The 26,423-nt window shown below is 43.5% G+C and carries 27 protein-coding genes; 25 read left to right on the top strand and 2 right to left on the bottom strand.

The genetic code is table 11. From position 1 onward, the window contains the following. Positions 1 to 8 precede the first annotated feature (8 nt). Positions 9 to 761, top strand: a complete 753-nt coding sequence (locus tag KIH87_RS13770) for an O-methyltransferase (protein ID WP_232358441.1) — start codon at positions 9 to 11, stop codon at positions 759 to 761. Between the two features lie 6 nt (positions 762 to 767). Next, complete coding sequence (locus tag KIH87_RS13765; RefSeq protein WP_232358440.1) at positions 768 to 2,567, top strand: tetratricopeptide repeat-containing sulfotransferase family protein; 1,800 nt, start codon at positions 768 to 770, stop codon at positions 2,565 to 2,567. 42 nt (positions 2,568 to 2,609) lie between these two features. Here KIH87_RS13765 and KIH87_RS13760 read toward each other — a convergent pair whose 3' ends face one another. Further along, positions 2,610 to 2,876: a hypothetical protein gene (locus tag KIH87_RS13760; RefSeq protein ID WP_232358439.1), complete on the bottom strand. Its 267-nt coding sequence runs from the start codon at positions 2,874 to 2,876 to the stop codon at positions 2,610 to 2,612. Between the two features lie 162 nt (positions 2,877 to 3,038). Here KIH87_RS13760 and KIH87_RS13755 point away from each other — a divergent pair, with 162 nt between their 5' ends. The 19 genes from KIH87_RS13755 (at position 3,039) to KIH87_RS13670 (ending at position 22,109) form a co-directional block, all read left to right on the top strand. Beyond that, positions 3,039 to 4,733 carry a tetratricopeptide repeat-containing sulfotransferase family protein gene (locus KIH87_RS13755; RefSeq protein ID WP_232358438.1) on the top strand — a complete coding sequence of 565 codons (1,695 nt, stop codon included), beginning with the start codon at positions 3,039 to 3,041 and terminating at the stop codon, positions 4,731 to 4,733. Positions 4,734 to 5,328: 595 nt separating this feature from the next. Next, positions 5,329 to 6,093: a DUF3450 domain-containing protein gene (locus KIH87_RS13750; protein ID WP_232358437.1), complete on the top strand. Its 765-nt coding sequence runs from the start codon at positions 5,329 to 5,331 to the stop codon at positions 6,091 to 6,093. Positions 6,094 to 6,099: 6 nt separating this feature from the next. Continuing rightward, positions 6,100 to 7,452, top strand: coding sequence for a MotA/TolQ/ExbB proton channel family protein (locus KIH87_RS13745; protein ID WP_232358436.1), 1,353 nt, complete (start codon positions 6,100 to 6,102; stop codon positions 7,450 to 7,452). A 1-nt stretch (position 7,453) separates the two neighbouring features. Beyond that, positions 7,454 to 7,978, top strand: coding sequence for a MotA/TolQ/ExbB proton channel family protein (locus KIH87_RS13740; RefSeq protein WP_232358435.1), 525 nt, complete (start codon positions 7,454 to 7,456; stop codon positions 7,976 to 7,978). A gap of 12 nt (positions 7,979 to 7,990) precedes the next feature. Further along, a complete protein-coding gene (locus KIH87_RS13735; protein ID WP_232358434.1) occupies positions 7,991 to 8,392 on the top strand; it encodes an ExbD/TolR family protein in 402 nt (133 codons plus the stop codon). Between the two features lies 1 nt (position 8,393). After that, positions 8,394 to 9,011 carry an energy transducer TonB gene (locus KIH87_RS13730; RefSeq protein WP_232358433.1) on the top strand — a complete coding sequence of 206 codons (618 nt, stop codon included), beginning with the start codon at positions 8,394 to 8,396 and terminating at the stop codon, positions 9,009 to 9,011. Positions 9,012 to 9,013: 2 nt separating this feature from the next. After that, positions 9,014 to 10,288 carry a tetratricopeptide repeat protein gene (locus KIH87_RS13725; protein ID WP_408635815.1) on the top strand — a complete coding sequence of 425 codons (1,275 nt, stop codon included), beginning with the start codon at positions 9,014 to 9,016 and terminating at the stop codon, positions 10,286 to 10,288. A 343-nt stretch (positions 10,289 to 10,631) separates the two neighbouring features. After that, on the top strand, positions 10,632 to 11,105 hold the full coding sequence (locus KIH87_RS13720; protein ID WP_232358432.1) for an HvfA family oxazolone/thioamide-modified RiPP metallophore: 474 nt from the start codon (positions 10,632 to 10,634) through the stop codon (positions 11,103 to 11,105). Positions 11,106 to 11,202: 97 nt separating this feature from the next. Beyond that, positions 11,203 to 12,063 (top strand): HvfB family MNIO-type RiPP peptide maturase, encoded by an 861-nt coding sequence (locus tag KIH87_RS13715; protein ID WP_232358431.1) that lies wholly within the window; start codon positions 11,203 to 11,205, stop codon positions 12,061 to 12,063. After that, the gene (locus KIH87_RS13710) at positions 12,060 to 12,803 is read left to right on the top strand and encodes an HvfC family RiPP maturation protein (protein WP_232358430.1); all 744 of its coding nucleotides are present in this window, start codon (positions 12,060 to 12,062) and stop codon (positions 12,801 to 12,803) included. The genes KIH87_RS13715 and KIH87_RS13710 overlap by 4 nt, the downstream gene beginning before the upstream one ends. Before the next feature lie 139 nt (positions 12,804 to 12,942). Beyond that, a complete protein-coding gene (locus KIH87_RS19440) occupies positions 12,943 to 13,074 on the top strand; it encodes a hypothetical protein (protein ID WP_269751476.1) in 132 nt (43 codons plus the stop codon). Between the two features lie 32 nt (positions 13,075 to 13,106). Next, a complete protein-coding gene (gene apt / locus KIH87_RS13705) occupies positions 13,107 to 13,643 on the top strand; it encodes an adenine phosphoribosyltransferase (protein ID WP_232358429.1) in 537 nt (178 codons plus the stop codon). Positions 13,644 to 13,650: 7 nt separating this feature from the next. Beyond that, positions 13,651 to 16,737, top strand: a complete 3,087-nt coding sequence (gene dnaX, locus KIH87_RS13700) for a DNA polymerase III subunit gamma/tau (protein WP_232358428.1) — start codon at positions 13,651 to 13,653, stop codon at positions 16,735 to 16,737. Positions 16,738 to 16,749: 12 nt separating this feature from the next. Continuing rightward, positions 16,750 to 17,076, top strand: a complete 327-nt coding sequence (locus KIH87_RS13695) for a YbaB/EbfC family nucleoid-associated protein (RefSeq protein ID WP_232358427.1) — start codon at positions 16,750 to 16,752, stop codon at positions 17,074 to 17,076. A gap of 49 nt (positions 17,077 to 17,125) precedes the next feature. Further along, positions 17,126 to 17,728 (top strand): recombination mediator RecR, encoded by a 603-nt coding sequence (gene recR, locus KIH87_RS13690; RefSeq protein WP_232358426.1) that lies wholly within the window; start codon positions 17,126 to 17,128, stop codon positions 17,726 to 17,728. 242 nt (positions 17,729 to 17,970) lie between these two features. Further along, positions 17,971 to 19,893: a molecular chaperone HtpG gene (gene htpG, locus KIH87_RS13685; RefSeq protein ID WP_232358425.1), complete on the top strand. Its 1,923-nt coding sequence runs from the start codon at positions 17,971 to 17,973 to the stop codon at positions 19,891 to 19,893. A 258-nt stretch (positions 19,894 to 20,151) separates the two neighbouring features. After that, entirely contained in the window at positions 20,152 to 20,796 is a 645-nt protein-coding gene (adk, locus tag KIH87_RS13680) for an adenylate kinase (RefSeq protein ID WP_232358424.1), read from the top strand. A 93-nt stretch (positions 20,797 to 20,889) separates the two neighbouring features. Continuing rightward, complete coding sequence (locus KIH87_RS13675; RefSeq protein WP_232358423.1) at positions 20,890 to 21,618, top strand: alpha/beta fold hydrolase; 729 nt, start codon at positions 20,890 to 20,892, stop codon at positions 21,616 to 21,618. A gap of 89 nt (positions 21,619 to 21,707) precedes the next feature. After that, positions 21,708 to 22,109: an MAPEG family protein gene (locus KIH87_RS13670; RefSeq protein WP_232358422.1), complete on the top strand. Its 402-nt coding sequence runs from the start codon at positions 21,708 to 21,710 to the stop codon at positions 22,107 to 22,109. A gap of 116 nt (positions 22,110 to 22,225) precedes the next feature. Here the strand turns inward: KIH87_RS13670 and KIH87_RS13665 are convergent, their stop codons facing one another. Beyond that, on the bottom strand, positions 22,226 to 22,663 hold the full coding sequence (locus tag KIH87_RS13665; protein ID WP_232358421.1) for an Hsp20 family protein: 438 nt from the start codon (positions 22,661 to 22,663) through the stop codon (positions 22,226 to 22,228). 322 nt (positions 22,664 to 22,985) lie between these two features. Here KIH87_RS13665 and KIH87_RS13660 point away from each other — a divergent pair, with 322 nt between their 5' ends. Genes KIH87_RS13660 through KIH87_RS13645 form a run of 4 tightly spaced genes read left to right on the top strand, consistent with a single transcriptional unit; the run spans position 22,986 to position 26,306 of the window. Beyond that, entirely contained in the window at positions 22,986 to 23,816 is an 831-nt protein-coding gene (locus KIH87_RS13660) for an ABC transporter ATP-binding protein (RefSeq protein ID WP_232358420.1), read from the top strand. Then, positions 23,813 to 24,823 carry a FecCD family ABC transporter permease gene (locus KIH87_RS13655; protein ID WP_232358419.1) on the top strand — a complete coding sequence of 337 codons (1,011 nt, stop codon included), beginning with the start codon at positions 23,813 to 23,815 and terminating at the stop codon, positions 24,821 to 24,823. Before KIH87_RS13660 ends, KIH87_RS13655 begins: the two co-directional genes overlap by 4 nt. 23 nt (positions 24,824 to 24,846) lie before the next feature. Next, complete coding sequence (cobO, locus tag KIH87_RS13650) at positions 24,847 to 25,449, top strand: cob(I)yrinic acid a,c-diamide adenosyltransferase (protein ID WP_232358418.1); 603 nt, start codon at positions 24,847 to 24,849, stop codon at positions 25,447 to 25,449. Further along, entirely contained in the window at positions 25,449 to 26,306 is an 858-nt protein-coding gene (locus tag KIH87_RS13645) for a cobalamin-binding protein (RefSeq protein ID WP_232358417.1), read from the top strand. Before cobO ends, KIH87_RS13645 begins: the two co-directional genes overlap by 1 nt. Positions 26,307 to 26,423 lie beyond the last annotated feature (117 nt).

The raw sequence follows: 26,423 nt of genomic DNA, 5'->3' as shown, positions 1-26,423 counted from the left end.
AGAAGAATATGTTTTGGGCAACACTCAAACCTCAGAAAGGTAAAGAAGACGAATATGCAAGACATCCAGATGTTATTGATATGTCTAAGGGGGAAGTGTTTCTTGCTGCATGTATGAGTATTTTTCGTCATGCCTATGGTTTTGTTGCTGCAACTGATAATGGATTAGCAGCAAATAAAGAGGGTGATTCCCTACCTCTCTATACCTATCCAGCAATTGAATACATTAATCAGTTTGATTATTCCCAAAAACGTGTTTTTGAATTTGGTTCTGGGGCATCCACCTTGTTTTGGATGAAAAGAGCTCAGTCTGTTTACAGCCTGGAAAATGATCAGGGTTGGCTGGATAAAATGCAGCCACAATTACAAAGCAACGCTCAAATAAAATTTGTGACAGGGGATGATTTCCCCTTCGCAATTCATGAATTTGAAGGGCTGTTTGATGTGATTGTTGTCGACAGTGCTGGCTATCGCTTCGATTGCGCGCAACAAGCTTTAAAGAAGCTGGCTCCTGGGGGCTTTATCATTCTTGATAATGCTGACTGGCATCATAAAACCGCAGCGCTGCTGAAAGCGCATGGGTTGTTTCAGGTTGACATGAGCGGCTTCAAGCCTTGTGAATCTCACACGTCCACGACATCGTTATTTTTTGATCGTACTTTTGACTTTCCAACCATAGAAAAGCGCCAGCCTTCCTTTGCTATGGGAGCAAAGAGATTGCACTCGGCTGACTGGGACAAACCCTACGCAAAAAATAAGTAAGTCATTATGTCCGCACACCAAATTCAGTCCTGGGTTAATCAGGCTCTTCAATATCAGAAAAGAGGTCGTTTTGCTGAGGCTGAGGCTATGTTCAACCAGGTTCAGCAGCTTGATAATCGGCACCCTGAAATCAACCACCTTTTTGGTTTGATGTATTATCAAGCGGGCCGATTTGATCAGGCTCTACAAAAAATTCAAAAGGCGATAAAGGTAGCACCAAAAGATGCCAAATACCGTAACTCTATGGGGATGGTGTTGCGAAAATTGGGGCGAATTGACAATGCTATTAAGGAATACCATAAAGCGAGCTCATTAGAACCCGGATATCCGGATCCTTTAGTCAATCTGGGCAATTTGTACATATCTACTCAGCAATATCCGACGGCAATTGAGCATTTGCAAAAAGCGTTATTCCTACAAAATCAGAACCCCGGTATACACCTTAACTTGGGCAATGCTTATCGAGGAATGAAAGATTGGGCGTTGGCAGAAGAATGTTATGTACAGGCTCTAAAACTGGATCCCAATTATGGCATTGCTTTGTATAACCTGGCATTAGTGCAAAAACAGGGTGAGAAGCAAGCGCTGGCATTGACGACGGTTCAGAGCTGTCTCGACAAATATCCTGATTATGTTGCTGCCTTAATGCTTAAAGGTGAACTGTTAGAGCACCTTGGCGAAACCGATAACGCTATTGAAGCTTATCTTGGATGTCTTGCTGTTAGGGCTGATCATTGCCCTGTTTATTGGTCTCTTGCCAATATTGGGAAATATCGTTTTTCAGATGAAGACATGGCAAGGATGGAAGCTTTAGTTCAGCAGGAGTTTTCTGTACAGGATAAGAGTTATCTCTATTTTGCACTAGCCAAAGCTTACGAACAGCAAGAACGATTCACAGAGTCTTTTGCAATGTTAGTGAAGGGGAATCAGTTAAAACGCAGTTTGATTCACTATTCTGGTGAGCAAGTACACGAACTTGTGCAAGTAATGAAGCGGGTCTTTACTGCTGGTGATTTTGACTTGTCGTTTGATGAGGGAGGAAATGTTACCCCGGTGTTTATCATTGGTATGCCGAGGTCGGGAACCAGTTTAATTGAGCAAATATTAGCAAGTCATCCAGCTATTGTGGCGGGGGGGGAAAGGGAAACGGCGTTAGAGTTGTATTATGACAAGCTTCCTGCTTGGGCAAATACCAATGCGATTAACGCAATAGGTAAAATAAAAGCGTTTGTTCCTCAGGCTGAGGAATTTTATCTACAGCAAAATCAAACCTGGATCCAGGATAGTCATTTCTTTACCGACAAGTTGCCTTTCAATTTTATGTTTGTGGGTATGCTGGCGACGATTTTCCCCAATGCCCGTTTTGTGCATATATATAAACACCCTATCGACAGTTGTTTTAGTTGCTATAAGCAATTGTTTTCCGGGCCACAAGAATTTAGTTACGACCAACAAGAGTTAGCCCAGTTCTATGCTGATTATCGTGACATCATGAAGCATTGGAATTCAGTGTTACCTAATTCCATTATTAACCTGTCCTATGAGCAATTAGTTGATGATATGCGCAATGAAGCGGAGCGAGTTCTGAAATTCTTAGGGTTGCAATGGCATGATGATTGTTATCAATTTAATACCACTAAACGTGTCGTTAGTACCGCTAGCTCGGGGCAGGTGCGGGAGCCTTTATATCGCTCGGCCATTGCGCGATGGAAGTATTATGAAATGGAACTACAGCCCTTAATTCATGAATTGCAGAAACGGCGTTTGCTTTCTGATGATGGGCAGCCGCTGAATTTGGGGGAATAAAAAGCCCAACGACACTGGGCTTTAGGGTAATTCTGTTTTTGCTTAATTTCGAGTCGCTGTATCCAGAGCCATTCGTTTGCCCAGCTCTTCCATCTCATTTCGAGCCGCCTCTCTTTGACGTTCTCTCTCTTCTCGAGTCATGCAAATTTTCTTTTTCAAATTGGAACCTGTGACACGGATATATTCACAAACCATATTGTCATTTTTCTGATTTGAACTGTCGGTTGCCGCGGTTTTTGAATCATCGGTGGAGGCGCAGCCTGAAAGCATTAACCCCGCTAGAAATGCTCCTGATATGACGTACTTCATATTACTTCCTGCCTATAGTTATAAATTATTCGTAAAATACGAACAAAAATGAGTCTAACAGAATTCTTTTTGCTTTGTTGAACAACGAAATGCTTCAAAATGTTATTATCTTGTGCCTTGCTGTTAATTAAATAGAAAATGCTAAAAACGGGGTGATGTAAAGTGTCTGAAAAAGTAGAGCAACAACTTGCCTCTGCACGATTGGATATGCAATTGGGAAATTTTTCAGCTGGCGTGGAAAAATTGAGTGAAATTTTGCAATACACTCCAAATCATCATCAAGCTCTACAAATGATGGTGAATGCTCAAAGCCAGCAGCGAAACTATCAAGGTTTGATTGATACGCTCAAATCAATGATTCATTATTTTCCTACCGAGCAAGGCACCTATTTTTATCTGGCAGATGTTTACCAGTATTTGAACCAGCTTCCTTCTGCCATATCGGTATATCAATCTTTATTAAAGGCATTTCCCGACAATGCAACAGCGCATTTTAATCTGGCTATGCTCTTGGGGAAAATCGAAGCCTTTAGCGAGGCACTCACGCATTATCAGATATGCCTGGATCTGAATATTTCTCAGCCTGAAGAAGTGTTCCTCAATCGTTCTGTGTTGTTTTATCGTCAGGGAAAGCACGAGAGTGCCATAGTTGAATTAAAACAGGCGCTTGATATTGCACCGGAATACCAAGATGCACATTTTAATTTGGCAACCATTTATGAAGAATTGGGTGATAAAGACAGAGCATTAGAGATTTACTTTAAGCTTGCTGAAACTAACCCTGCTTATGAGCAAGTATTTGAGCGTTTAGCTAATGCAAGTGCCTTTAATAATATCAATCATCCTTTGATCGAGACAGTAAGCCGATTGCTTAGTGAAGGTAAACTGTCTGAGCCTCAGCGTGAAAGTATCTGTTTTGGTTTGGGTAAATTGTATGACGAACACAAGCAATACGATGCCGCTTTTCAATACTATCAACAAGGCAATGTACTATCTGAACGTCGAGTAGGGGAATATGAACCTGACAAGATGAAAAAACGGATTTCAGATCTTATTGATATTTTTTCTCCTGAGCTTTTTTCCTCAATCACGCTAGATGAAGCAGATTCTTCTCATGTTAAATCCCCCGTATTTGTCTGTGGTATGTTCCGCTCCGGTACAACACTTATTGAGCAGGTACTATCGAAGCACGAGTCATTTACCAGTGGGGGAGAACTTGAATTTATCAACAATGCCGTTCGGAAGGTTTTTCCAAATTATCCATCTGACTTAGGTGGAATTGAAGATGTGGGAGAAAAGCTTCGGGGAATTCGAGAATCTTATTTAGCCTTCTTAACAGAGCGCTTCGGTGATAAAGCTACACACACACACATCATAGATAAAAGACCCGATAACTTTATGCACATTGGGTTAATCAAGCTGATATTTCCAAATGCCAGGATTATCCATACTCTGCGTCACCCGCTGGATAATATGATATCTGTTTATTTCCAGCATTTGGGCAATGATCTGCCTTATGCAAATAATCTGGAACATATTGCTCACTACTACGGGCAGCATTATCGATTGTTACAGCACTGGCGTTCTGTTTTTGGGGAACAGATTTTTTGTTTGTCTTATGAAGACTTTGTTGCAAATCAAGCTGATACCACTCGGAGGTTGCTTGATTATTGTGTTGTTGATTGGGATGAGCAATGTTTGCAATTTCATCAGTCATCGAATGCAGTGAGTACAGCTAGCATTTGGCAGGTTAGAAAGCCACTATACGAAAGTGCAGTTAAGCGCTGGTTGAACTACGAAAATCATCTAACTCAGGCAAAAAAGATCTTAGCTGCACAAGGTCTTAATAGTGATTAGTCATTTATTGGTTTTATGAAATAAGGTCGTACTTACATCCCGTTTTGTTTTCATTTTCGTGAAAGATATTTATTGGATTGAGCTATTAATTACTCATTAATACAGAGAAGTTTAAACAATCTGAGCGATTAAATAATCAATTCCGAATGTTGCTTGAAAAAGATGAAAATTATCTTTGGTAACTAATGTATCCCGCTGCATTTATTCACTCTTCATTCTTTATCGCAAAGTAAGTATATAGTTGCTTGAAATTGTTTATAAAATCATCAAAAAAATGTTCGTTTATTTGTGCTCGGATCTGATTGATTCTGTGATGGTTTTAAATAAAAGTGTTAAATATGAGGGTATCATGAAGGTAAAATTGCAAAAAACGTCTTAAAATGAATTGAATCCGTTTAGAATTAGCTAGCTATGTCGGCTTGACTTGTTGTCTCTATCCGTGTGAATATCCCCGGGTTCCAGTGTTTGGCTTTTGAACGAAAGTTAAGTGCTGAATCCAATAAAAATATAACGTTTTTAATCGTCCCTTGTTACTGGCTACTGGATGCGTAACGAGGATTCAAAACTAGACAATTGGTTGGGAACTATGTCCAAGATGAGCAAGAGAAATATTATTGCTTCTACTATTTTGAGTGCATTCGCGCTCAGTAGCAGCCCCGCAGTCTCTGCAGATCCTCTTATCAACCTGCAAAAAGAGGAAGCGAAAACGAACGCTGCTGCAATCCAATCCCAGAAGCGTATCGATAAGCTCTATGAGCAAACTCAAGACCTATTAATTGAATATCGTCAAGTTCTGGACGAAACCGAGAACTTGAAAGTGTATAACGACCATGTCGCTGGATTGGTTGCAGACCAACAGGACGGCATTAACGCATTGCAACGTCAAATTGACAGTATCGATGGCGTTAAAAAAGGCGTTGTACCTTTGATGTATAAAATGATTGACTCATTGGATCAATTCATTGATTTAGACGTGCCAATTAATCATGAAGAAAGAAAAGCTCGCGTAGCAAAATTACGTGATCTAATGGGCAATTCAAACGTTTCTACTTCTGAGCAGTTCAGACAAGTATTGGAAGCTTATCAGGTTGAACTTGAATACGGTTCAAGCATCCGTGCTTATCAGGGTGATTTGAACTACAACGGTACCAATATTGCTGTTGATTTCTTCAACCTGGGTCGTACAGCGATGGTTGCATTGTCACTTGATCAGAAAAGTGCATGGGTTTGGAATAATGATTCCAGAGCTTGGGAACAACTAGGTGATGAATACCTGGGTTCTGTTGTTGAAGCTGTGAAAATGGCTCGCAAGATCGTTCCTGTTAACCTAATCAAGATGCCTATCCGAGCTGCGGAGTAAGTGACTATGAAGAATTTGTTGAAACTACTATTAGTCAGTGGAACTGTAGCTATGGCAGCTGCATCTGCACAGGCCGCAGATTCACTTGATGCACTTCTGGAAGAAGTGAAGAAAAACCGTGTTTCTGAAGCACGTGTTAACAAACAACGTGAAGCTGAATTCCAAGCTGCTCGTGCAGACAAGCAAGCTCTGTTAAACAAAGCTCGCGCGGGATTGAAAGCTGAAAAAGAACGTGGCGATCGTTTGAAGAAGCAATTCGAAGAAAACGAAGTTACCTTAGCTAATAAAGAAGTTGAACTGCAAAATGCAGTAGGCACTTTGGGTGAGATGTTTGGTGTTGTTCGTCAAGCCTCTGCTGAAGCTTACGGACGTATTTCAACCTCTATCGTAAGTGCTCAATACCCTGGTCGTGCAGACTTCCTTGAAAGAATGTCTAATGAATCCAAAGGTCTTCCTAACATTAAAGAATTGGAAGATTTGTGGTTCGCACTTCAAACTGAAATGACTCAATCAGGTAAAGTTTCTCGCTTCACTACTGAAGTTGTTAGCCTTGACGGTGGCTCAGAGCAGAAAGAAGTGGTTCGTATCGGTACTTTCAACCTGGTTAGTGCCGAAGGTTACCTGACCTATAAAGATGACTTGAAACAAGTTCAGCCTTTAGGTCGTCAACCTGATGGTTACATGGTTAATTCAGCTACTGGTTTTGCTACAGGCGGCTCTGGTTTAGAAGCGGTTTATATCGACCCTTCTCAAGGTCAAATCCTTGGCTTGTTGACTGCTAAAGCAACCATGATGGAAAGATATCATGCAGGTGGTTTGCCTGGTTATGTTATCACTGTCATGTTGGCTATCGGTTTGTTGATTGCTCTGTATAAGATCATCGTTCTGACTGTGATGAGCGGCGGTATCAGAAAGCAATTGAACAACCCTCAAAATCCTTCTACTTCAAACCCTCTTGGCCGCATTTTGACTGTTTATGAAGAAAACAAAAATGCAGACACTGAGACTTTGGAATTGAAACTGGATGAAGCTATCTTGCGTGAACTGCCTTCAATTGAAAGTGGTATCAACCTGATTAAGATTCTTGCAGCTATCGCCCCGTTACTAGGTCTACTAGGTACGGTAATCGGTATGATTGCAACCTTCCAACAAATCACATTGTTCGGTACAGGTGACCCAAGAATCATGGCGGGAAGTATCTCGATGGCGTTGGTAACAACGGCTCAAGGTATTATCGCAGCATTACCTCTAATTCTTCTGCACAGCGTTGTTGCAGGTCGTAGCAAATCAATTGTTCATATTCTGGATGAGCAAGCAGCTGGTATCGTAGCTGCTCGCGCAGAAGGGGAGAAAGCATAAGATGTTATTCCTGATAGAACTATGGGAATCTGTCAGGGATTTTATCGCTACTGGCGGTGACGTTCTTTACGTTGTCGCACTTGCGCTCTTCCTTATGTGGATATGTATGATTGAGCGCTTCTGGTTTTTGAATGCTGTATTTCCTAAATTGCAAAGCAAAATTATTGCAGATTGGGATCAGCGTTCAGATACCACTTCCTGGTATGCGCATAGAATCCGTGACGCTTGGATTTCCGAAGCGTCCGATAAGTTAAGTGAGCGTGTATTGTTAATTAAAACTTTGGTCGCCATGTGTCCTCTTATTGGACTATTGGGTACTGTAACCGGAATGATTACCGTATTCGAAACGATGGCAACTCAAGGCACTGGAAACCCTCGCCTGATGGCTGCGGGTATCTCCATGGCAACAATCCCGACTATGGCGGGAATGGTTGCGGCCTTGTCAGGACTGTTTTTCAGCACTCGTCTGGAATCGAAAGTCAAGATGGCCAAAGAGAAGTTAGTTGACAGTTTGCCTCATCACTAGAGAGATTTTTATATGGCTCGTAAACATCGTGCAGAAGAAGAGGATGCAAGTATTGATATGACACCGATGCTCGACATCGTGTTTATCATGCTTATCTTCTTTATCGTGACAACCTCCTTTGTGAAAGAGGCTGGTATTGAAGTTAATAAACCTGACGCTAGTAACGCAACCAAGCAAAAGTCAGCAAACATCTTTATTGCGATTAATGAAGATGGCGACGTTTGGATGGATAAACGCGAAGTAGATGTTGAGCGTGTACGTGCAAACATTGAACGTATGCTTGCAGAGCAACCTACTGAAGTCGTAATCATTCAGGCTGATGAAAAAGCAGAGCATGGAAAGGTGGTTGAAGTGATGGATCAAGTAAAAGCTGCAGGTATTTCCAGGATTTCGGTAGCAGCAAAAGGTGGTTAATATGGGACGTCTAATAGTATCTGTATTATTAGGTGCCGCAGTAACTTTTGCCTTGTTCGTGTTGATGGCAACGTTAATTGCTAATTCACAGCGTCCAGCTGATGAAGTGCCTCCAACACCGGTAATTGATATTGTAATGGATGAGCCGGATAGCGCCACAGAGGTACGCCAACGTGTTCCGCCTCCGCCTCCACCTCCGCCACAACAGCCTCCTAAAATGGAGCCTCAGGAACCTGACTCAGCTGAGCCAGATCCAGGTGCGGTTTCATTTAATATGCCAGGTGTTGATCTGGGTGGGAATTCCATTGATATTGGTTCTCCAGGTGCAATGCAAAGGGATGGTGAAGCGACACCAATCGTAAGGATTGAACCGCGTTATCCAATTCAGGCTGCGCGTGATGGTAAAGAAGGTTGGGTAAAACTGTCATTTACTATCAATGAGCTTGGTGGGGTAGAGGATGTTGAAGTTATCGACGCGGAACCTAAGCGTATCTTTGACCGTGAGGCAAAGCGTGCACTGAATAAATGGAAGTACAAGCCTAAGATTGTAGAAGGAAAGCCTGTTAAGCAATTCAATATGAGAGTTCAATTGGACTTCAAATTGGAGGCTGGTTCATGATCATGATTAAGAATCAAAAAAGTCCTTTGATCAAATGGGTGGCATCATCGCTATTGGTTGTAGGTTCGTTATCTATGAATACTGTAATGGCACAAAGTTTGGCCGTTGAGTGTCCTGGATACAAACAAGGCCCAACCAAAATCCCTGGGCAGCGTGTGGGTAAAAAAGTTCAAAGAGCTTTTGAAGCATACAATACTGATCAGATCGAAGAGGCAATTGCAATTTTGAAAGAAATTGAATCCTCTGACGATTTTGATCAAGCGTATGTATACCGTTTTTTAGGTAACCTGTTGGCTGCCAAAGACGGTGAAGGTAAGAATGCTCTTGATTACTTGCTGAAAACTGTTCAGACCAAAGTGTTGAATGACAGTGAACATGCATCAACGTTACGTTTGGTTGGTGACCTCAATATGCAGGAAAAGCAATATGGGGAAGCGATCAAGTGGTATGACGAATGGATGAAATTCACATGTAAGGAAGATGCAGACATTTACACTCGTCAGGCGCAAGCGTTCTATGAAACCAAGCAATTGGCTAAAATGATCGCACCTGCTGATAAAGCAATTGCGTTATACGACAAACCTAATAAGAACCCTTATGTTCTTAAGATGACGTCGTACTACGAGCGTAAGATGTATCCTGAAACTATTAAGGTAGCGGAACAACTGGTTAAGATGTTCCCTGAAACCAAGCAGTGGTGGACTCAACTAGGGTTCTTCTACATGCTGGTTGAAGATTATGCTAAAGCCTTACAGACATTTGAATTGGCTTATACACAAGGTTATTTGGAAAAAGCGTCAGAGATTAAAGCATTAGTTCAGCTTTATGCGACTAACGAAATTCCATATCAATCTGCTGTATTGCATGAAAAATTCTTGAAGTCTGGATTGTTGAAGAAAGATGCATCAAATCTGTCTGCCATTGCAAACTCATGGCATAGAGCTAAAGAACATATGAAAGCGGCGACCTATTATGGTGAAGCTGCTGCTCTAAGTTCTGATCCGGAACACTATCGTAAGCAAGGTACTTTGTTGCTAGGCGCAGAGAAGTATCCTCAAGCTTTAGACGCTTTGCAAAAAGCACTCGATTCTGGTTCCAAGAAGGAAGGCGCTATACACATGGCGATGATGGAAGCTTATTTCTATCAAGGTAAGTTCAAACAGGCATATCAGCACATTCAAGAGGCGAAGAAAGATAAATCGACGGCTCGTAATGCTGCAGCTTGGGAACCTTACGTTAAGGAAAAAGCGAAAAATCGCGGCATCAAACTTATATAGAAAAAGGCTCTTCGGAGCCTTTTCTTTTTTGCGTTACCCAATCCCATATCTTAGATACCTTTCACGTTATATTGTTCACAGTCATGCATTTCAGGCATAGAATTTACCAGATTCTTTGCTAGTATTAATTGGCTTGCCTGATTCCCTGCTCAATTCCTTGCGATGCCAAGCTGTTGAACGGTTTTATTGTTTAGGGAACGCTTGCAAGAATAAAAGCGTATTATTTATTAAATAAATACGTTTTTAATGAAATTAAAAAAATAAAGCTGAGGTCTACTCACTTGGACACGTCGCTAGGCGTATAACGAAACATGACTCTCGTATAATTGTTTAGGAAAAGAATATGAAACAGGTTAAGAAATCGAACATTGCTTCTGCTGTTGGTGCTGTTGTACTAGGTTCATTGGCTACTATTTCGGTAGAAGCAAATGCCAACCTTTTTGCGATGAACAGTCTTGATGCCGGTTATATGCAAACTGCCGCCGAAGGTAAATGTGGCGAAGGTAAATGCGGCGGTAAGGAAGCAGAAGGCAAATGTGGTGAAGGTAAAGTGCATCACGAAGGCAAATGCGGCGAAGGCAAGTGCGGTGAAGGCAAAGCCAAGCACGAAGGTAAATGCGGCGAAGGCAAGTGTGGTGAAGGCAAAGCCAAGCACGAAGGTAAATGCGGCGAAGGCAAGTGCGGTGAAGGTAAAGCCAAGCACGAAGGCAAATGCGGCGAAGGCAAGTGCGGTAGCAAAGCCAAAGAAGGAAAATGTGGCAAGGACAAAGCTAAAGAAGCTAAATGCGGCGAAGGTAAGTGCGGCGGTCAAGCTTAATCTGTTTTTGATTTGTGCTAGCAAGGCCGGTTATCCGGCCTTTCTCATAGTTGATATGGATTACAACGCAAGAATATAAATGAGAATTGAGTGAGCAATGAATAATTTATCTGGTGTGGGCCTGGGGCTGCGTAGAGAAATGCTCCGCGAGTTGTGCGGACAGTTGCCTGATACGGTCGATTTTTGGGAAATTGCTCCTGAGAACTGGATCCCTTTAGGTGGTTCTTATCATAAGGTTTTAACTCAATTTACCAAAGCTAATAACTTTGTAGCTCATGGCCTATCCCTTTCAATTGGAAGCCCAGATCCTCTGGACATTAATTTTGTGAAAGAGGTAAAGCATTTCCTCAATCAGCACAATATTCTCTATTACAGCGACCACTTGAGTTATTGCTCTGGTAATGGTCATTTGTATGATCTCATGCCCATCCCTTTCACCGAGGAAGCGATTCACTACGTGTCGGATCGCATCAAGCAGGTTCAGGATATATTGGAACGCCCGTTATTGATGGAAAATGTGTCCTACTATGCAGCCCCAGGGAAAGAGCTAACTGAACTGGAGTTTACTCAAGGCGTATTACAGGAATCAGGATGCCTGATGCTGCTGGATGTGAATAACATCTATGTTAACTCAGTCAATCATGGTTATGATGCCGAGGAATTTCTGGCCAACTTGCCTACCGATAGAATCGTATACGGGCATATCGCTGGGCATTTTAATGAGGCCGAAGATCTGATTGTTGATACTCACGGCGCAGATGTGGTTGAACCAGTATGGAAGCTGCTGGAAAAAGCTTATGAGATCCATGGCGTTTTTCCAACCTTACTGGAACGTGATTTCAACATACCGCCAATAGCTGAATTACTTTTGGAAGTTGAACAGATCCGGAAAATTCAGCACCAATATCAGCAAAGTGAAATAAAAGGTACGATAAAAAATGCAATGAGGAGCGCATGATGCAAGCGTTTCAACGGGTTCAGAAGCAGTTTGCCGACCATATTCGTAACCCCGATAGCAATCCGCCTGTTGCAGGATTAGAAGAAAGGCGTCTTAAGATCTATCGAGAGCTGTTTTTCAATAATATTCGTGGCTTTTTAGACAATGGCTTTCCTGTATTGGCGAGCCTTTACCAAGAAAACGCATGGCAACAACTCGCCAGAGATTTCTTTTCATCCCACCATTGTCGCTCCCCTTATTTTGTTGATATCAGTAAAGAGTTTGTGGAGTTCCTGAGCAACGAGTACCAAATGCAGAACAGTGATCCTCCCTTCATGGTGGAGTTAGCTCACTATGAATGGATTGAGCTTGCCTTAAGCATACGTATTTTGGAGCAACCATTCTCAGTATGGGACGGGCAATCAGCGGTATCCAGTTTGTCTTTTTCACCTCTTGCCGAGTTATTGAGCTATCAATTCCCGGTACATCAGATTTCCGAAGAGTTTCAACCTTACGAAAGCAACGGAACCACTTATTTGGTGGTAAACAGGAAATTGAATGATGAAGTGAAGTTTACCGAAGTGAATGCACTTTCTGCACACTTGTTAACCTTGGTTAAGCAGTATGAACACATTCCTGTGGAAGAATTAATTCAGCAATTGATACAAGGGCTCACACAATTTCCAGAAGAACAGGTTCGCCAGGGAGCGCTACAAATTATTGAGCAAATGCTGGTAGCAGAAATACTTCTACCGGAATGAATAATCTGAGGTAGCAATACCGAATTGTTACCTTGGTATCATCCTCTATCATTGCCTCATATTCGCATTTGCATTACCATTGCGCTCCACAGATAATTCAGGGGAAGTTGTTCCCCCAAGCAGTTTTTGGGAGTTAAAAATGCAACACGAAGAGCAAAGTCAGGCACCTCATGATCCTTTCAACTTCACCTATTTCTTTATTGCTGTAGCCGTACTACTTGCTATGCCATTGATGCACGTTATTCTTGGCTGGCTAACTTTTTATCTGTAATCAAGCACAGCTAATGACACCAGAGGCGCATTATGTCCGCAGAATTGGTTAAAGCCGCGATTAAGACGGTGCCTGATTACCCGAAACCGGGCATTCAGTTTAGAGACGTAACCAGTTTAATGCAGGACAAAACCGCCTTTAAACGCGCTATTGAGTTGCTGGCTGAGTTCTACTCTGGTTATGAGTTTGACCAGATTGCCGGCACAGAAGCTCGAGGTTTTATCTTCGGCGCACCTCTTGCCATTGCATTAGGTGTTGGGTTTGTTCCCGTTCGAAAACCCAATAAATTACCTCGCAAAGTCATTTCAGAGCGCTATGAACTGGAATATGGTTCAGACATGCTGGAAATGCATCACGACTCTGTCTTTCAGGGTGAACGAGTATTAATGATTGATGATTTGTTAGCGACAGGCGGCACTATGCTGGCTACGGCTAACTTAATTCGTCAATTGGGTGGCGTGGTTGAGCACGCTGGATTTGTTGTCTCGCTACCAGATTTAGGTGGTGAAACGAAACTTGCAGAGAATGGAATAAGCTGTCGATCTATCTGCCAGTTTGAAGGGGATTGAAGCAATAATGGGTTATCAGGTTCTCGCCAGGAAGTGGCGACCTCGCAAATTTTCCGAGTTGGTAGGCCAGGAACACGTCATTGCGGCGATATCCAGCGCGCTGGATAATAATCGTCTTCACCATGCATATCTTTTCACTGGTACTCGAGGGGTAGGTAAAACCACGATTGCCAGAATCTTTGCCAAGAGCTTGAATTGCGAACAGGGAATGGGTTCAAATCCTTGCGGACAATGCCCAACCTGTAAAGAGATTGAGCAGGGCAATTATGTTGATTTATTAGAAATTGACGCTGCGTCTCGTACCAAGGTCGAGGACACAAGAGAGTTACTCGACAACGTTCAATACAAGCCCACAAGAGGCCAGTACAAGGTTTATCTCATCGACGAAGTCCATATGCTATCCAAGCATAGTTTTAATGCTTTGTTGAAGACCCTGGAAGAACCGCCTCCTCACGTTAAGTTCTTATTAGCCACTACTGATCCGCAAAAACTGCCCGTAACCATACTGTCTCGTTGCTTGCAGTTCAGTTTGAAATCGCTGACTCGTGAGCAAATTTTCCATCAGTTACAGCATATTTTGCAGGCTGAAAATATTCCTGCTGAAGATTCCGGATTACAGGAAATCGCTCGTGCAGCACAAGGCAGTATGCGTGATTCACTGAGTTTGACCGACCAGGCGATTGCGCAAGGTAATGGTCAAGTGACAGCACAAGTCGTTGCCGACATGTTGGGCTTACTGGATCGTAATGTTGTATTAAAGCTGTTGAATGCCATTATCAAGAAAGATAAGCATACAGTTTTGGGTTTGGTGGAAAGCTTGTCACTGCAATCCCCTGATTATGCGCAGGTGCTTTCAGAGCTGATGAGTTATTTGCACCAAGTGGCATTGACTCAATTTGTGCCCGATGCCTGTAAATTGGAAACCCACTCTGCCAAGGCGGTATTTGTTTTAGCTAAAAATATCACGCCAGAGAATGTCCAACTTTTGTATCAAATCGCCTTACAAGGTCGCAAAGATATGCCGCATGCCATAGACGGGCGTGTGGGATTGGAAATGACCTTGTTAAGAATGCTGGCTTTCGTTCCTGAAAATGACAAGCTGGATACAACAGAACTCAATGCCGTTGAAGCAGAAATGGCTGATTTAGCTGGCGCAAGATCATCCATGTCTTTGGTTGAGAATGTTGCCCAACAGTTACTTGAACAAGCTAAAGCCTTTTCTTCGCAAACACCAACACCGAGTTCAACACCACCTCCTGCTTTAAATGAAAATAGTGAGGTGAGTGCAGACGTCCCAAAGTATGACAGTGCTCCAGAGACAAGCGCAGTTGAGCCAGTTATCTCTGAATCGAATGAGCCGCAACAAGCAGACTCTGTTGATGGAACTGAGTTAGCTGCCGATGCTTCTCAGTCCATTGAACCTGAAGCGACTACTCAGGTTCAGCCTGAATATCATTCACAAGGCGGGTCATTACTTGATGATCAAGTTGATGCTCAACACGATGAGCCAGAGATGGACACATCGCTTAATTTTGGTCTTTTTGATGAAGAGTCTGATGGAGCTGAAGAAGTCGAATCAGAAGAAGTAGAATCAGAAGATGAAGCTCAGCTAGTAGAGAGTTTGCAGTCGGAACAAGAAAGCTTGTTGGCTGAAGCCAGTGTTATTCGTGAAAACGAATTTGGAACCAGTGCTATTGCTTCAACAGAAACCAATGAGTCAGTCTTGGCAGACGAAAAGCAAGAGCAGAGCATTCAAGCCGAGCTTGTTACACAACAAGAGCAGGCGACGCAACAAACTCAAAGCACAGAAGATGAGCAAACAACGTCTGATGTTTCTGAACAGGTAGTGTCCGCTCAAAGCGACGATACTCCAGTCGTAGAGCAAGTCGAACAGCCGCAAGAGCACACCTCCTATGACAATAATATCTCCTATGAATATAGTGAGATGGATATGCCATTGGAGCCCATGACGGACGAAGAATTTGTTCATCTTGATAGTGCTCAATATAGCCAGCATTTTGAAAGCACTTCCTATTCTGCACCTCAGTATCATGAGGAACAGATGGCGACAGATTCTACTACTTCTCTCCCTGCGGAGTCGGAGTCTGAAAATGGCACTTCGACTTCCAGTTTCCTGAAAACTGAAGAATTACTCGCGCTGCGTACTCAAATTAATGATGTGGTAGCAGCAGATAATAAAACCGAAGACAAAGAAGAATCATTATTTGATAACCCTGCGGAAAGACTCTTTGCCAGAAAAAGCACAGAGCAACAAACGCCAGAAAATCAGAGTGAACAAGGCTCATTAGCACAATCTCAGTTTGAAAATGCCTCGATAGACGACGATGATGACTTGCCGCCATTTGATTTAGATGATGGGCAAGCGAGTTCAATGTTTGTTTCTGATTTCAATCAACCGACAGAGGCTGATAAAAAAAAACTGAGCGTTGATGAAGTCCCGTTTAATGCTGATGTCACACATGAGCCTACATCTACAGAGAGTGCGACAGCAACGTCGATAGAGGCGCTTGAAATTGCGCCTAACGACCCTACATTAACCGTGCTTTCAGATGAAGAAGACTCTGATAAAGCGGATGACGAAAATAGTATCAGTGATATCAATGGTGTTGTCGAATCTGAGGCCGGATCGTCAGTTGCAGTTGATGTGGACTTTGATATTCCTCACCGTTTGTCTGACGGCAAGAAGGTGGAATATGCCAAGCAATTGGACACATGGAGTCAACTGATAGACGAGATGAATTTACCTGGCTTAACCAAGCAAGTGGCCATTCACAGTATGTATCAGAAGAATGGCGATAAAGTGAGTCTGGTTTTGGCAGAGGATAAGGCTCACCTAATGAGCCCATCGACTCGAGAGTCATTGACTGAAGCGCTTGCCAACGTATTACAGCAAGACGTTTCATTGGAAATTAGCACGGGTGAAGTGAGTGACACTCCTTATGCCGTGCAACAAGCAATCAATAATATGCGTTTAGCTCATGCCCATAAGTTCATCCAGCAAGATGAGAAAGTGGCGATGCTTTGCAACGAGTTCGGCGCACAAGTCATTAACGAAAGTATTAAACCCAGATAAGAGAGATAGATTATGTTTAAAGGCGGAATGGGCAATATCATGAAGCAGGCTCAGCAAATGCAAGAGCGTATGCAAAAAGCCCAGGAAGAATTGGCAAACCTTGAAGTCGTTGGAGAATCTGGTGCTGGTTTGGTGAAAGTAACCATGACCGGCAATCACAACGTACGTAAGGTTGAAATTGACGACAGCCTGATGCAAGAAGATAAGGAAATGTTGGAAGACTTGTTGGCCGCTGCGGTTAACGATTCTGTGCGTAAAGTACAAGAAGCCAATCAGGAAAAGATGTCCCAATTGACAGGTGGTATGCCTATGCCTCCAGGTTTTAAATTCCCTATGTAATAGGTGAATGAAAAACTGCATCTATTCGATACCCAGATAAAGAGCCACAATGAAATTTAGCCCTCTTATTGATGATCTCATCACTCAATTAAAGTGCTTGCCCGGTGTTGGAGCAAAAACAGCGCAGCGTATGGCGTTTCAGCTATTGGAACGTAATCGTGATGGTGCTCTTAAGCTAAGCAAGGCGTTACATGACGCAATGGAGCATGTGAAGCATTGCAATCAATGCCGCAATTTCACTGAGGCCAATCTGTGTGATATCTGCGCTAACCCCATGCGTCACGACAATGGCATTTTGTGTATTGTTGAATCGCCGCAAGACGTGTTGGCTATTGAGTCTTCTTCGGAATTTAAAGGCCGTTATTTCGTTTTGATGGGGCATTTATCACCGATTGATGGTGTTGGCCCCGCTGAAATCGGTATTCCAGAGTTAACAGAATTACTGCAATCCAATGATGTGAACGAAGTGATTCTGGCGACCAACTTTACGGTAGAAGGCGAAGCGACAGCGCATTATATCAGCGACTTGTGCAAGTCTTTGAACGTCGTTGCTACACGGATTGCCCGAGGCGTACCTATGGGCGGTGAACTTGAATACATTGATGGCAGCACACTAAGTCATGCCTTCCAAGGTCGCAAGCAACTGGATTAGCTTCTTTTATTCTCTACGGGAGGTGTATTTTTTACCTCTCGATTTCTTCGCTTCTAATAAATCTCTCTGATCTGAAAAATAACCGCAATGTTGCTGTTGATTTTGTCATAACTGCCCCTATCTCGGACGTTGATAGTTTGTTGTTCGGTGCTATTCGTCGTTAATGTTGTCGTGAATACACTTGAACAGCGATAACCTAAAATAAATCTCAATGTGCAAATGAATTTAGGAGCAGCTTAAGCATGGCTGAAATTGCCCATAAAGAAACTCATGGTTTCCAGACAGAAGTAAAGCAACTTCTGCATTTGATGATTCATTCTTTGTATTCCAATAAGGAAATCTTCCTTCGTGAATTGGTCTCCAACGCTGCTGACGCAGCCGACAAGTTACGTTTTAAGGCTTTGTCTGACGATTCTCTTTATGAGAACGACGGTGACTTACACGTTAAGCTTTCTGTGGATAAGGAAGCTGGAACATTAACCATTGCTGACAATGGTATCGGCATGAGCCGTGAAGATGTCATTGAGCATTTGGGAACCATTGCCAAATCTGGTACTGCAGAATTCTTTAGTAAGTTGTCTGGTGACCAAGCCAAGGACTCTAAACTGATTGGTCAATTTGGTGTTGGTTTTTATTCGGCGTTTATCGTTGCAGACAAAGTGACGGTTCGCACTCGACTCGCCGGAGCAGATGCCGCTCAAGGTGTTGAGTGGGAATCGGAAGGCGAAGGTGAGTTCACTATTGCAGAAATTGATAAAGCCAATCGCGGTACGGAAATCATCCTGCATCTACGTGATGATGAGAAAGAATTCCTAGATAACTGGCGCTTGCGTTCCATTATCGGCAAATACTCAGATCACATTTCTATTCCTGTCAGAATGTGGAAAGAAGAAATTCCTGAGAGAGATGGTGAAGACGGCGAGAAAATCCCTGCTATCCCGGGTGAGTGGGAAAGTGTAAACAAAGCTACTGCGCTTTGGACTCGCGATAAGTCGGAAATTACCGACGAAGAATACAAAGAGTTTTATAAGCATATTTCTCACGATTTTGGTGATCCGGTTAGCTGGTCTCACAATCGCGTAGAAGGCAAAACGGAATACACCAGCTTGTTGTATATTCCGGCCAAAGCCCCGTTTGATTTGTGGAATCGTGATCAGAAAAACGGCCTGAAACTTTATGTACAGCGCGTTTTCATTATGGACGATGCTGATCAGTTTATGCCGAGCTATTTGCGTTTCGTGAAAGGTTTGCTGGATTCCAATGATTTGCCATTGAACGTGTCCCGTGAAATCTTGCAAGACAACAAGATCACGCAAAACCTGCGTCAGGGCTGCACTAAGCGTGTTCTGCAAATGTTAAGTTCTTTGTCACAGAATGACGCTGAGAAGTATCAGTCTTTCTGGTCAGAATTCGGTAACGTATTGAAAGAAGGACCAGCAGAAGATTATTCCAATAAAGAGAAAATCGCCAAACTGTTGCGCTTTGCTTCTACGCATAACGACAGCGATGCGCAAACCGTATCCTTGTCTGATTATCTTGGTCGTATGAAAGAAGGTCAGGATAAGATCTACTATGTGACTGCCGATAGCTATCAAGCTGCCAAGAATAGCCCTCATTTGGAAATCTTCCGTAAGAAAGGCATTGAAGTCTTGTTGATGTATGATCGCATCGACGAATGGTTGATGTCTCATCTGAGCGAATTCGAAGAGAAGCAATTCCAGTCAATTGCTCGCGGAGCTCTGGATTTGGGTGAAATGGAAGATGAAGAGAGCAAGAAAGCTCACGAAGAAGCCGAGAAGCAGGTTGAAGGGCTGACAGAGCGCGTTAAAACGGCGTTGGGCGATGCGGTGAAGGATGTTAAGTTCACACACCGTTTGACCGATTCTCCTGCTTGTGTTGTGGCAGATGAGTTTGGCATGAGCACGCAAATGCGTAAGATGATGCTGGCGGCGGGGCAAAATGTACCAGAAATTAAATATGATCTGGAACTTAACCCTGAGCACCAATTGGTGAAAATGTTGGCTGATTTGCAAGACGAAGAACAATTCATTAAATGGTCTAAAGTTTTGTTGGATCAGGCGGCACTTTCTGAGCAGGGTAATTTGAAAGATCCCGCCAGTTTTGTGCAAAATCTTAATAGCTTGTTGATGGATCTCGCCAAATAATCAAAATAAGCTAAATAAATAATGTCAGGCGGATGGCTAGCCATCCGCTCTGGCTCATAGATCCAGAGCAAATTATCTTTAACTTTTTTCCCTCCAGTTGTTGACACAGACCCCAATTCTTCTAAAGTGGCTGCTTTCATTTTCAATTTGGCGTCAATGGTTTTGAGTCCGCGAATTTCTTCGCCCGAGACTCGGTAGCAAAACCAACGCATTAGCTAAAAGTGCGTCTATTTTGCGTACTTGGGAGAAACTACAACTATGCGCATTATTCTTCTTGGAGCGCCAGGTGCAGGTAAAGGCACTCAGGCTCAGTACTTGATGGGTAAATACGGTATTCCTCAAATCTCGACTGGTGACATGCTGCGCGCAGCTATCAGTGCAGGATCCGAGTTGGGTGTTGCTGCCAAAAAAATTATGGATGAAGGTAAACTCGTTTCTGACGACATCATCATTGGTCTGGTGAAAGAGCGTGTTGCTCAGGACGACTGTGCCAAAGGTTTCTTGCTTGATGGTTTTCCTCGTACCATTCCTCAAGCCGATGCGATGAAAGAAAATGGCATTGATGTAGACCACGTTATTGAATTTGATATCGACGATGAAATTATCGTACAACGTATGGCGGGTCGTCGTGTTCACCCTGGTTCTGGTCGTGTTTATCACGTTGAATACAACCCACCTAAAGAGGAAGGTAAAGACGACGTAACAGGCGAAGAGTTGGTTATCCGTCCTGACGACGAAGAATCAACCGTAAGAAAGCGTTTGGCGGTTTACCATGAGCAAACCAAGCCTCTTGTTGATTACTATCTGAATGAAGCGTCACAAAATAATTGCCAGTACCACAAAGTAGACGCCAGCGTGGCAGTTGAATCTGTGAATGCAAAACTGGACGAGTTGTTGGGTTAATACCTCAATCCCTGGATGAATTTAAAAGCCGCTTGTAGTTGACGCTGCAAGCGGCTTTTTCGTTTTGTTTGAACAAGAGAAGAGCACGTTTATATGAGTTTGCAGTCGTCACTGGCATTTGTACCAGGAACCATGTGCGATGAACGCTTGTGGCAGCCTGTGGCTGAACTATTGCAACCGGACTATGCATCACATCATGTTGCTATTGAACGTTGCTCCAGTCGTGCTGAGATGATGGACACGGTTGCCAAAGGGGTTGAATTGGTATCTCAGCAAGGCGGAGGTGAGGGGGCGAATCTCATTGGTTTTTCAATGGGAGGCTATCTCAGTTTGTCGTACGCTTTGCAACATCCAGAGAAAATACAGCGCTTGGTGTTGGCTTCTATTTCGGCTAACCCTTTGCCTGAGCATGAAATGACCATGCGTCGTAAAAGCCTGGAATGGTTAAAGGATCATCGCTATGGCGGTATCGCGCGAGCGCGTTTACAGCAGTTTGTTCACCCTTCCCGAATGTTTGATTCTCGGTTAATCAATACGATCAAGGCCATGGATAATGAGCTTGGGCATGATGTATTGGAAACTCAGGTACGAGAGACCAGCGAGCGGGAGCCGTTAATGTCGCGTTTGAATGAATTAACTTGCCCGGTGTTGATATTAGGCGCTGAGAACGACGGTTTGGTGTCGGTCGAGGATTTAGAGTCGATGGCGCAGGCTTTCCCTGATGCGCAATTACATGTTATTCCAGAGAGCGGGCATATGTTGCCTTTGGAGCATCCCCATGAAGTGGCTGACATTATTCGAGATTTTTTATCGAAAACATAAATCTAAAACGTGTCAGATTATGGTGATTTGTTGTTATAGTGGCGGCGATACTAACAATATCGATAACAACAATAATGTAGGAATACGCTATGAATATGACGTTAATCGCCACACCCATCACCGCTTTCTACGCCGGTTTGCTCGGCGCTTTATATTTATATCTTTGCTTGCAGGTTATTTTCCAACGTCGCGAAAAGCGCATTGGCTTGGGCGACGGTGGAGATAAATATTTTTTGCAGGTGATGCGGGTTCAAGGAAATTTTGCTGAATATGTGCCTTTGGCGTTAGTGATGATGTTGATTGCCGAAATTAATCAGTCTCATGAACTTTTGCTGCATGGGGTTGGAGTGACATTGTTGCTTGGACGATTGTTACATGCTTATGGCATTCGCCGTAATCCTGGAGTTACCTGGCAACGCTTCTATGGCACTTTGGCGACCTATATTGTATTGCTGGTTTTGATAGGGTTGAATTTGCTTGTTATCTACTAAGTTGAGATAGGCTTTCAAATACAAAAACGCCCAGCATTCGCCGGGCGTTCTTGTCACTTTTTTAAAGGGCACCAAATAACAATCACTAAGAACAAAAGAGAGAACACATTCGAGAACTAATTCTCGATAAGATTGCTGCCAATCTCAATGCGTCTTGGTTTCAGCGCTTCCGGGATAACACGTTCCAAATCAACATGTAGTAACCCGTTTTCCATGTCTGCTGTGAGCACTTTTACATGAGCACCCAACTGGAATTTACGCTCGAAGCTGCGCTCGGAAATACCTTTATGCAAGAATTTGCGCTCTTGTTCTTCTTTATCTGGTTTTTGACCTGTAATGAGCAACAGATTTTCTTTCACTTCCAGAGTGAGTTCATCTTTGCTAAAGCCTGCGACAGCCATAGTGATACGGTATTTGTCGTCGGCAAGTAATTCAATATTATATGGAGGGTAACCGTTTTGCTTTTCGTTTCTGGAAGCATCGTCCAACAGGTTAGCCAAGTGGTCAAAACCAATGAATGAACGGTAAAGTGGAGATAGATCGATAGTACGCATAGTCATATCCTCATTAAGCAATATGTTTGTTGTTATTTATTGTCCCGCTACGCGGCGACGGTTATGTCGACCCAGGTTTCTTAACCCTTTCGGCATCGACAATTCCTATGTATGTTTGTTGTGAACTTTTTCAATAAAAAAATTTAAATTTTTTTATTTTTTAAATTTAACTTATTGAAATTAAAGAAATAAAAATGTGGAAGTTTTTTCTATCATGATGCTTTGACAAGAAAGCGCCGGGTTAACATTCACATTTGAACGCTTTTCACTTAGTCTGTGCCCATTCCTTACCGACACATTATCAATAAGAGTCTATACACCTTTGTCGTCTGCTATTCCCCCTATTATTCAAGTTGAACATTTGCACTGGAGCGTCGAGGCTACAAAGGGCGGTCGTAGTAGTGCACCCAGAGCGATTTTAAAAGACTTGTCCTTTGCTATTAACTCAGGCGCAACTGTGGGTATTGTGGGGCCAAATGGCGCAGGTAAAACCAGCTTATTACGCTGTTTGCTGGGCTTGATTGAAGACTATTCCGGGTCGATTCTTATTCAGGGCAAAGAACAAAAGCAGATGTCTCGCAGGATGTTAGCTAAAACTTTATCCAGCGTGCCTCAGCATTCCGATAGTCTGTTTGATCTGAGAGTATTGGATGTGGTGCAAATGGGGTTGCTACCTCATAAATCCTTGTTTGAAATGAACTCCACTCAGGATGCGAGAATGATCGAACAGGCTTTGCATCGAGTTGGGATGGAGAGCAAACAAAATCAGCTGCTTAACACTCTTTCCGGTGGAGAATTACAACGAGTATTGGTTGCGCGAGCATTGGTACAAAAGGCCGATATTCTGGTGTTAGATGAACCGACTAATCATCTTGATGTGTATTTTCAACATCAGATATTGCAGTTATTAAGGCATCTAAACCTCACCATTTTAATGACTATTCACGATTTAAATCTGGCTGCACGTTATTGCGATCAGATTTTGCTGTTAGCCGATGGGCAGATCCAGGGCTTTGGTACACCAAGCGAAGTGTTGCAAGCGGAAGTGTTATCGCAGATCTTTGGATTGCCTTGTGCCGTGGACATGGCGAGCAATGGCCTTGTCAGTGTTTGCTTTCATCCCGACGATTCCCTTTGGGAGCAATCACGATGAAGTCTGTTAACAATGCACTTGCTAATTCACTGGGCTTCAAAGTGCTCCTGCTGGTACTAGCCGTGTGCCTCAGTTTTATTGCGGCAATCAGCATTGGTTCTGCCAGTATATCTGCCAGTGATGCTTACCAATGTTTACTGGGTGAGTGTAGTAGTCGCATGGTGGAAACGGTGATTTGGCAAATACGGGTTCCCCGAGTCATGTTGGGTTTTATTGTGGGTGCAGGATTAGCTTGCGCCGGAGCGGTGTTGCAGAATACAACGCGCAATCCTCTCGCCGACCCTTACCTCTTCGGTATTGTTGCCGGAGCGGGGTTGGGTGCAACCATTGCCAATACCTTTTTTGCGCAGCAAATCGCTTTTATGTTGCCTGCTATGGCCTTTGTTGGCGCAGCAATGGCGATAATGTTGGTATTGTTTCTGGCGCGTTTTTTATTTCGTGTGGAACTGATCCTGTTAGCTGGGGTTGCGGTCGCTTTCATGTTGGGTTCCATGAGCCAGTTTCTGTTGTACGTGGGAGAGCCCCTTGCCAGTAATCGCATCATGTTCTGGTTAATGGGCAGCTTGGCGGGCGCAGAGATGGAACAAGTGAAATTATTGTTGCCTCTGTTGATGGTGCTACTGGGGTTGGTACTGTTGGTACATCGACAAATGGACGCCATGTTACTGGACGAAGATTCTGCGCTCACATTAGGGGTGAATGTGCCTCGCTTGCGTATGTTGTTGTTGCTCGGCTGTGCGCTCATGACAGCCGCGATAGTCGCTTATTGTGGTGGTATCGGCTTTGTCGGTTTGATGGTGCCACACATGGTGCGGTTTTTATTTGGTGTGACCAGTTTTAAATTGCTTATTGGTTGTTTTTTCCTTGGTGGTATTTTCCTTATGTGGGTGGATGTCTTGGCTCGACAGCTTTTGTCGGGGCAAGAATTGCCTATTGGTATTATCACTTCAGCTATCGGTAGTATTTTCTTTGTGTTGTTAATGCTTCGCTCAAAAGCAACACGATAATGATTGGAAAGTGTGGAGAGTTAATGAATAGCAGTAGCAGTGACGAACGCCATAAACAACGGATGCAAAAGCTAAAAGAAAAGGTCGATGCCCGCATTGAGAGCGCGACCGAAGACAAAGGACTGTTGCTGGTACTCACCGGAAACGGCAAAGGCAAGTCATCCTCTGGATTTGGCATGGTGGCACGCGCTGTTGGGCATGGATTAAAGGCTGCCGTCGCGCAGTTTATTAAAGGCAGTTGGGAGTGTGGCGAGCGTAATTTGTTGGAAAAAGCTGGCGTGGCTTTTGAAGTTATGCGCACCGGCTTTACCTGGGACACTCAGGATAAAACCGCCGACACCGAAGCAGCTCAAGCAGTATGGCAACATGCTAAACAATGGCTGCAAGATGACACCATCGACGTGGTCATGCTAGATGAAATCACCTACATGCTGACTTATCAATATCTGGATTTGGACGAAGTATTGAGCGCTATCGCCAATCGCCCGGTGAATCAGCATGTGATTGTCACGGGAAGAGCTTGCCATCGTGCTCTTATTGAATTGGCAGATACGGTGAGCGAAGTGAATAACACCAAGCATGCCTTTGATGCTGGCGTTAAAGCTCAGAAAGGGATCGACTGGTAATGCTTTCAGTAAGATATTGGCAAAGTATATTGCTGGCGTGTTGCTTATGTATCTTATCAGCACACGCGGCTGACAAAGAGCTATTTAGAAAGGAGCAAGTAGAAAAACCGACAATAATTGCGCTTGCACCCCATATCGTTGAAGTGTTATTTGAAGTTGGCGCGGGCGAGCAAATTATCGCTGCAACTGAATATTCCGATTATCCCGAGCAGGCGAAAGACATCCCGGTGATTGGCAATTATCTGGGCTTGCAGATTGAACGTATTATTGAGCTAAATCCGGATCTTATCATTGCCTGGCAAGGAGGTAATCCGGCGACGGATCTGGATAAGCTTAAAAAATTAGGGTTTGAGATCTTGTATTCCTTTCCTCTTGAGTTAACGGATGTGCCGAAAGAAATGCGTTTGTATGGCGCAAAAACCCATAATGCGGAGTCTGCCGAGCGAGTGGCAAGTGCTTTTGAGCAACGCTTGAGCGCAATGAAAAAGCAATATCAGGATCAGAAATGGCAAACGGCCTTTTACGAGATCTGGCATCAACCTTTAACCACGGTTGCCAAGCCCGGATGGGCGCATAATTTGCTGGAAACCTGCCATATTCGTAATGCGTTTGCCGATGCGGGAAACCCTTATCCGCAGGTGAATATTGAACAAGTGCTGGAAGAGAATATCGAATTGATTATTCAACCTGTTTCTATCAGCCAAGGTCAAACATCAGGCTATCAATGGAGCCAATGGCCAGACATTCCTGCCGTGAAAAACCACCGTATTATTCAACCCGATTCCGACAAATTACACCGCATGAGCTCACGTGTACTAGACGAACTGCAATGGCTGTGTGAGCAAGCGACGAAATAGACGAAATCGACCAATTAATGTAATCGCCAAGGGGTTTTATTGGCCGAGTAAGCCTGGCTGTGTGTCGGAATATGTCTTTGTTTGTTCAGACAATATTTCCGCAGCCAGGTAAAAGCA

It is taken from the genome of Paraneptunicella aestuarii (assembly GCF_019900845.1).
In the GTDB taxonomy this organism is placed as follows: domain Bacteria; phylum Pseudomonadota; class Gammaproteobacteria; order Enterobacterales; family Alteromonadaceae; genus Paraneptunicella; species Paraneptunicella aestuarii.
This window is presented reverse-complemented; position numbering and strand designations above follow the sequence as displayed.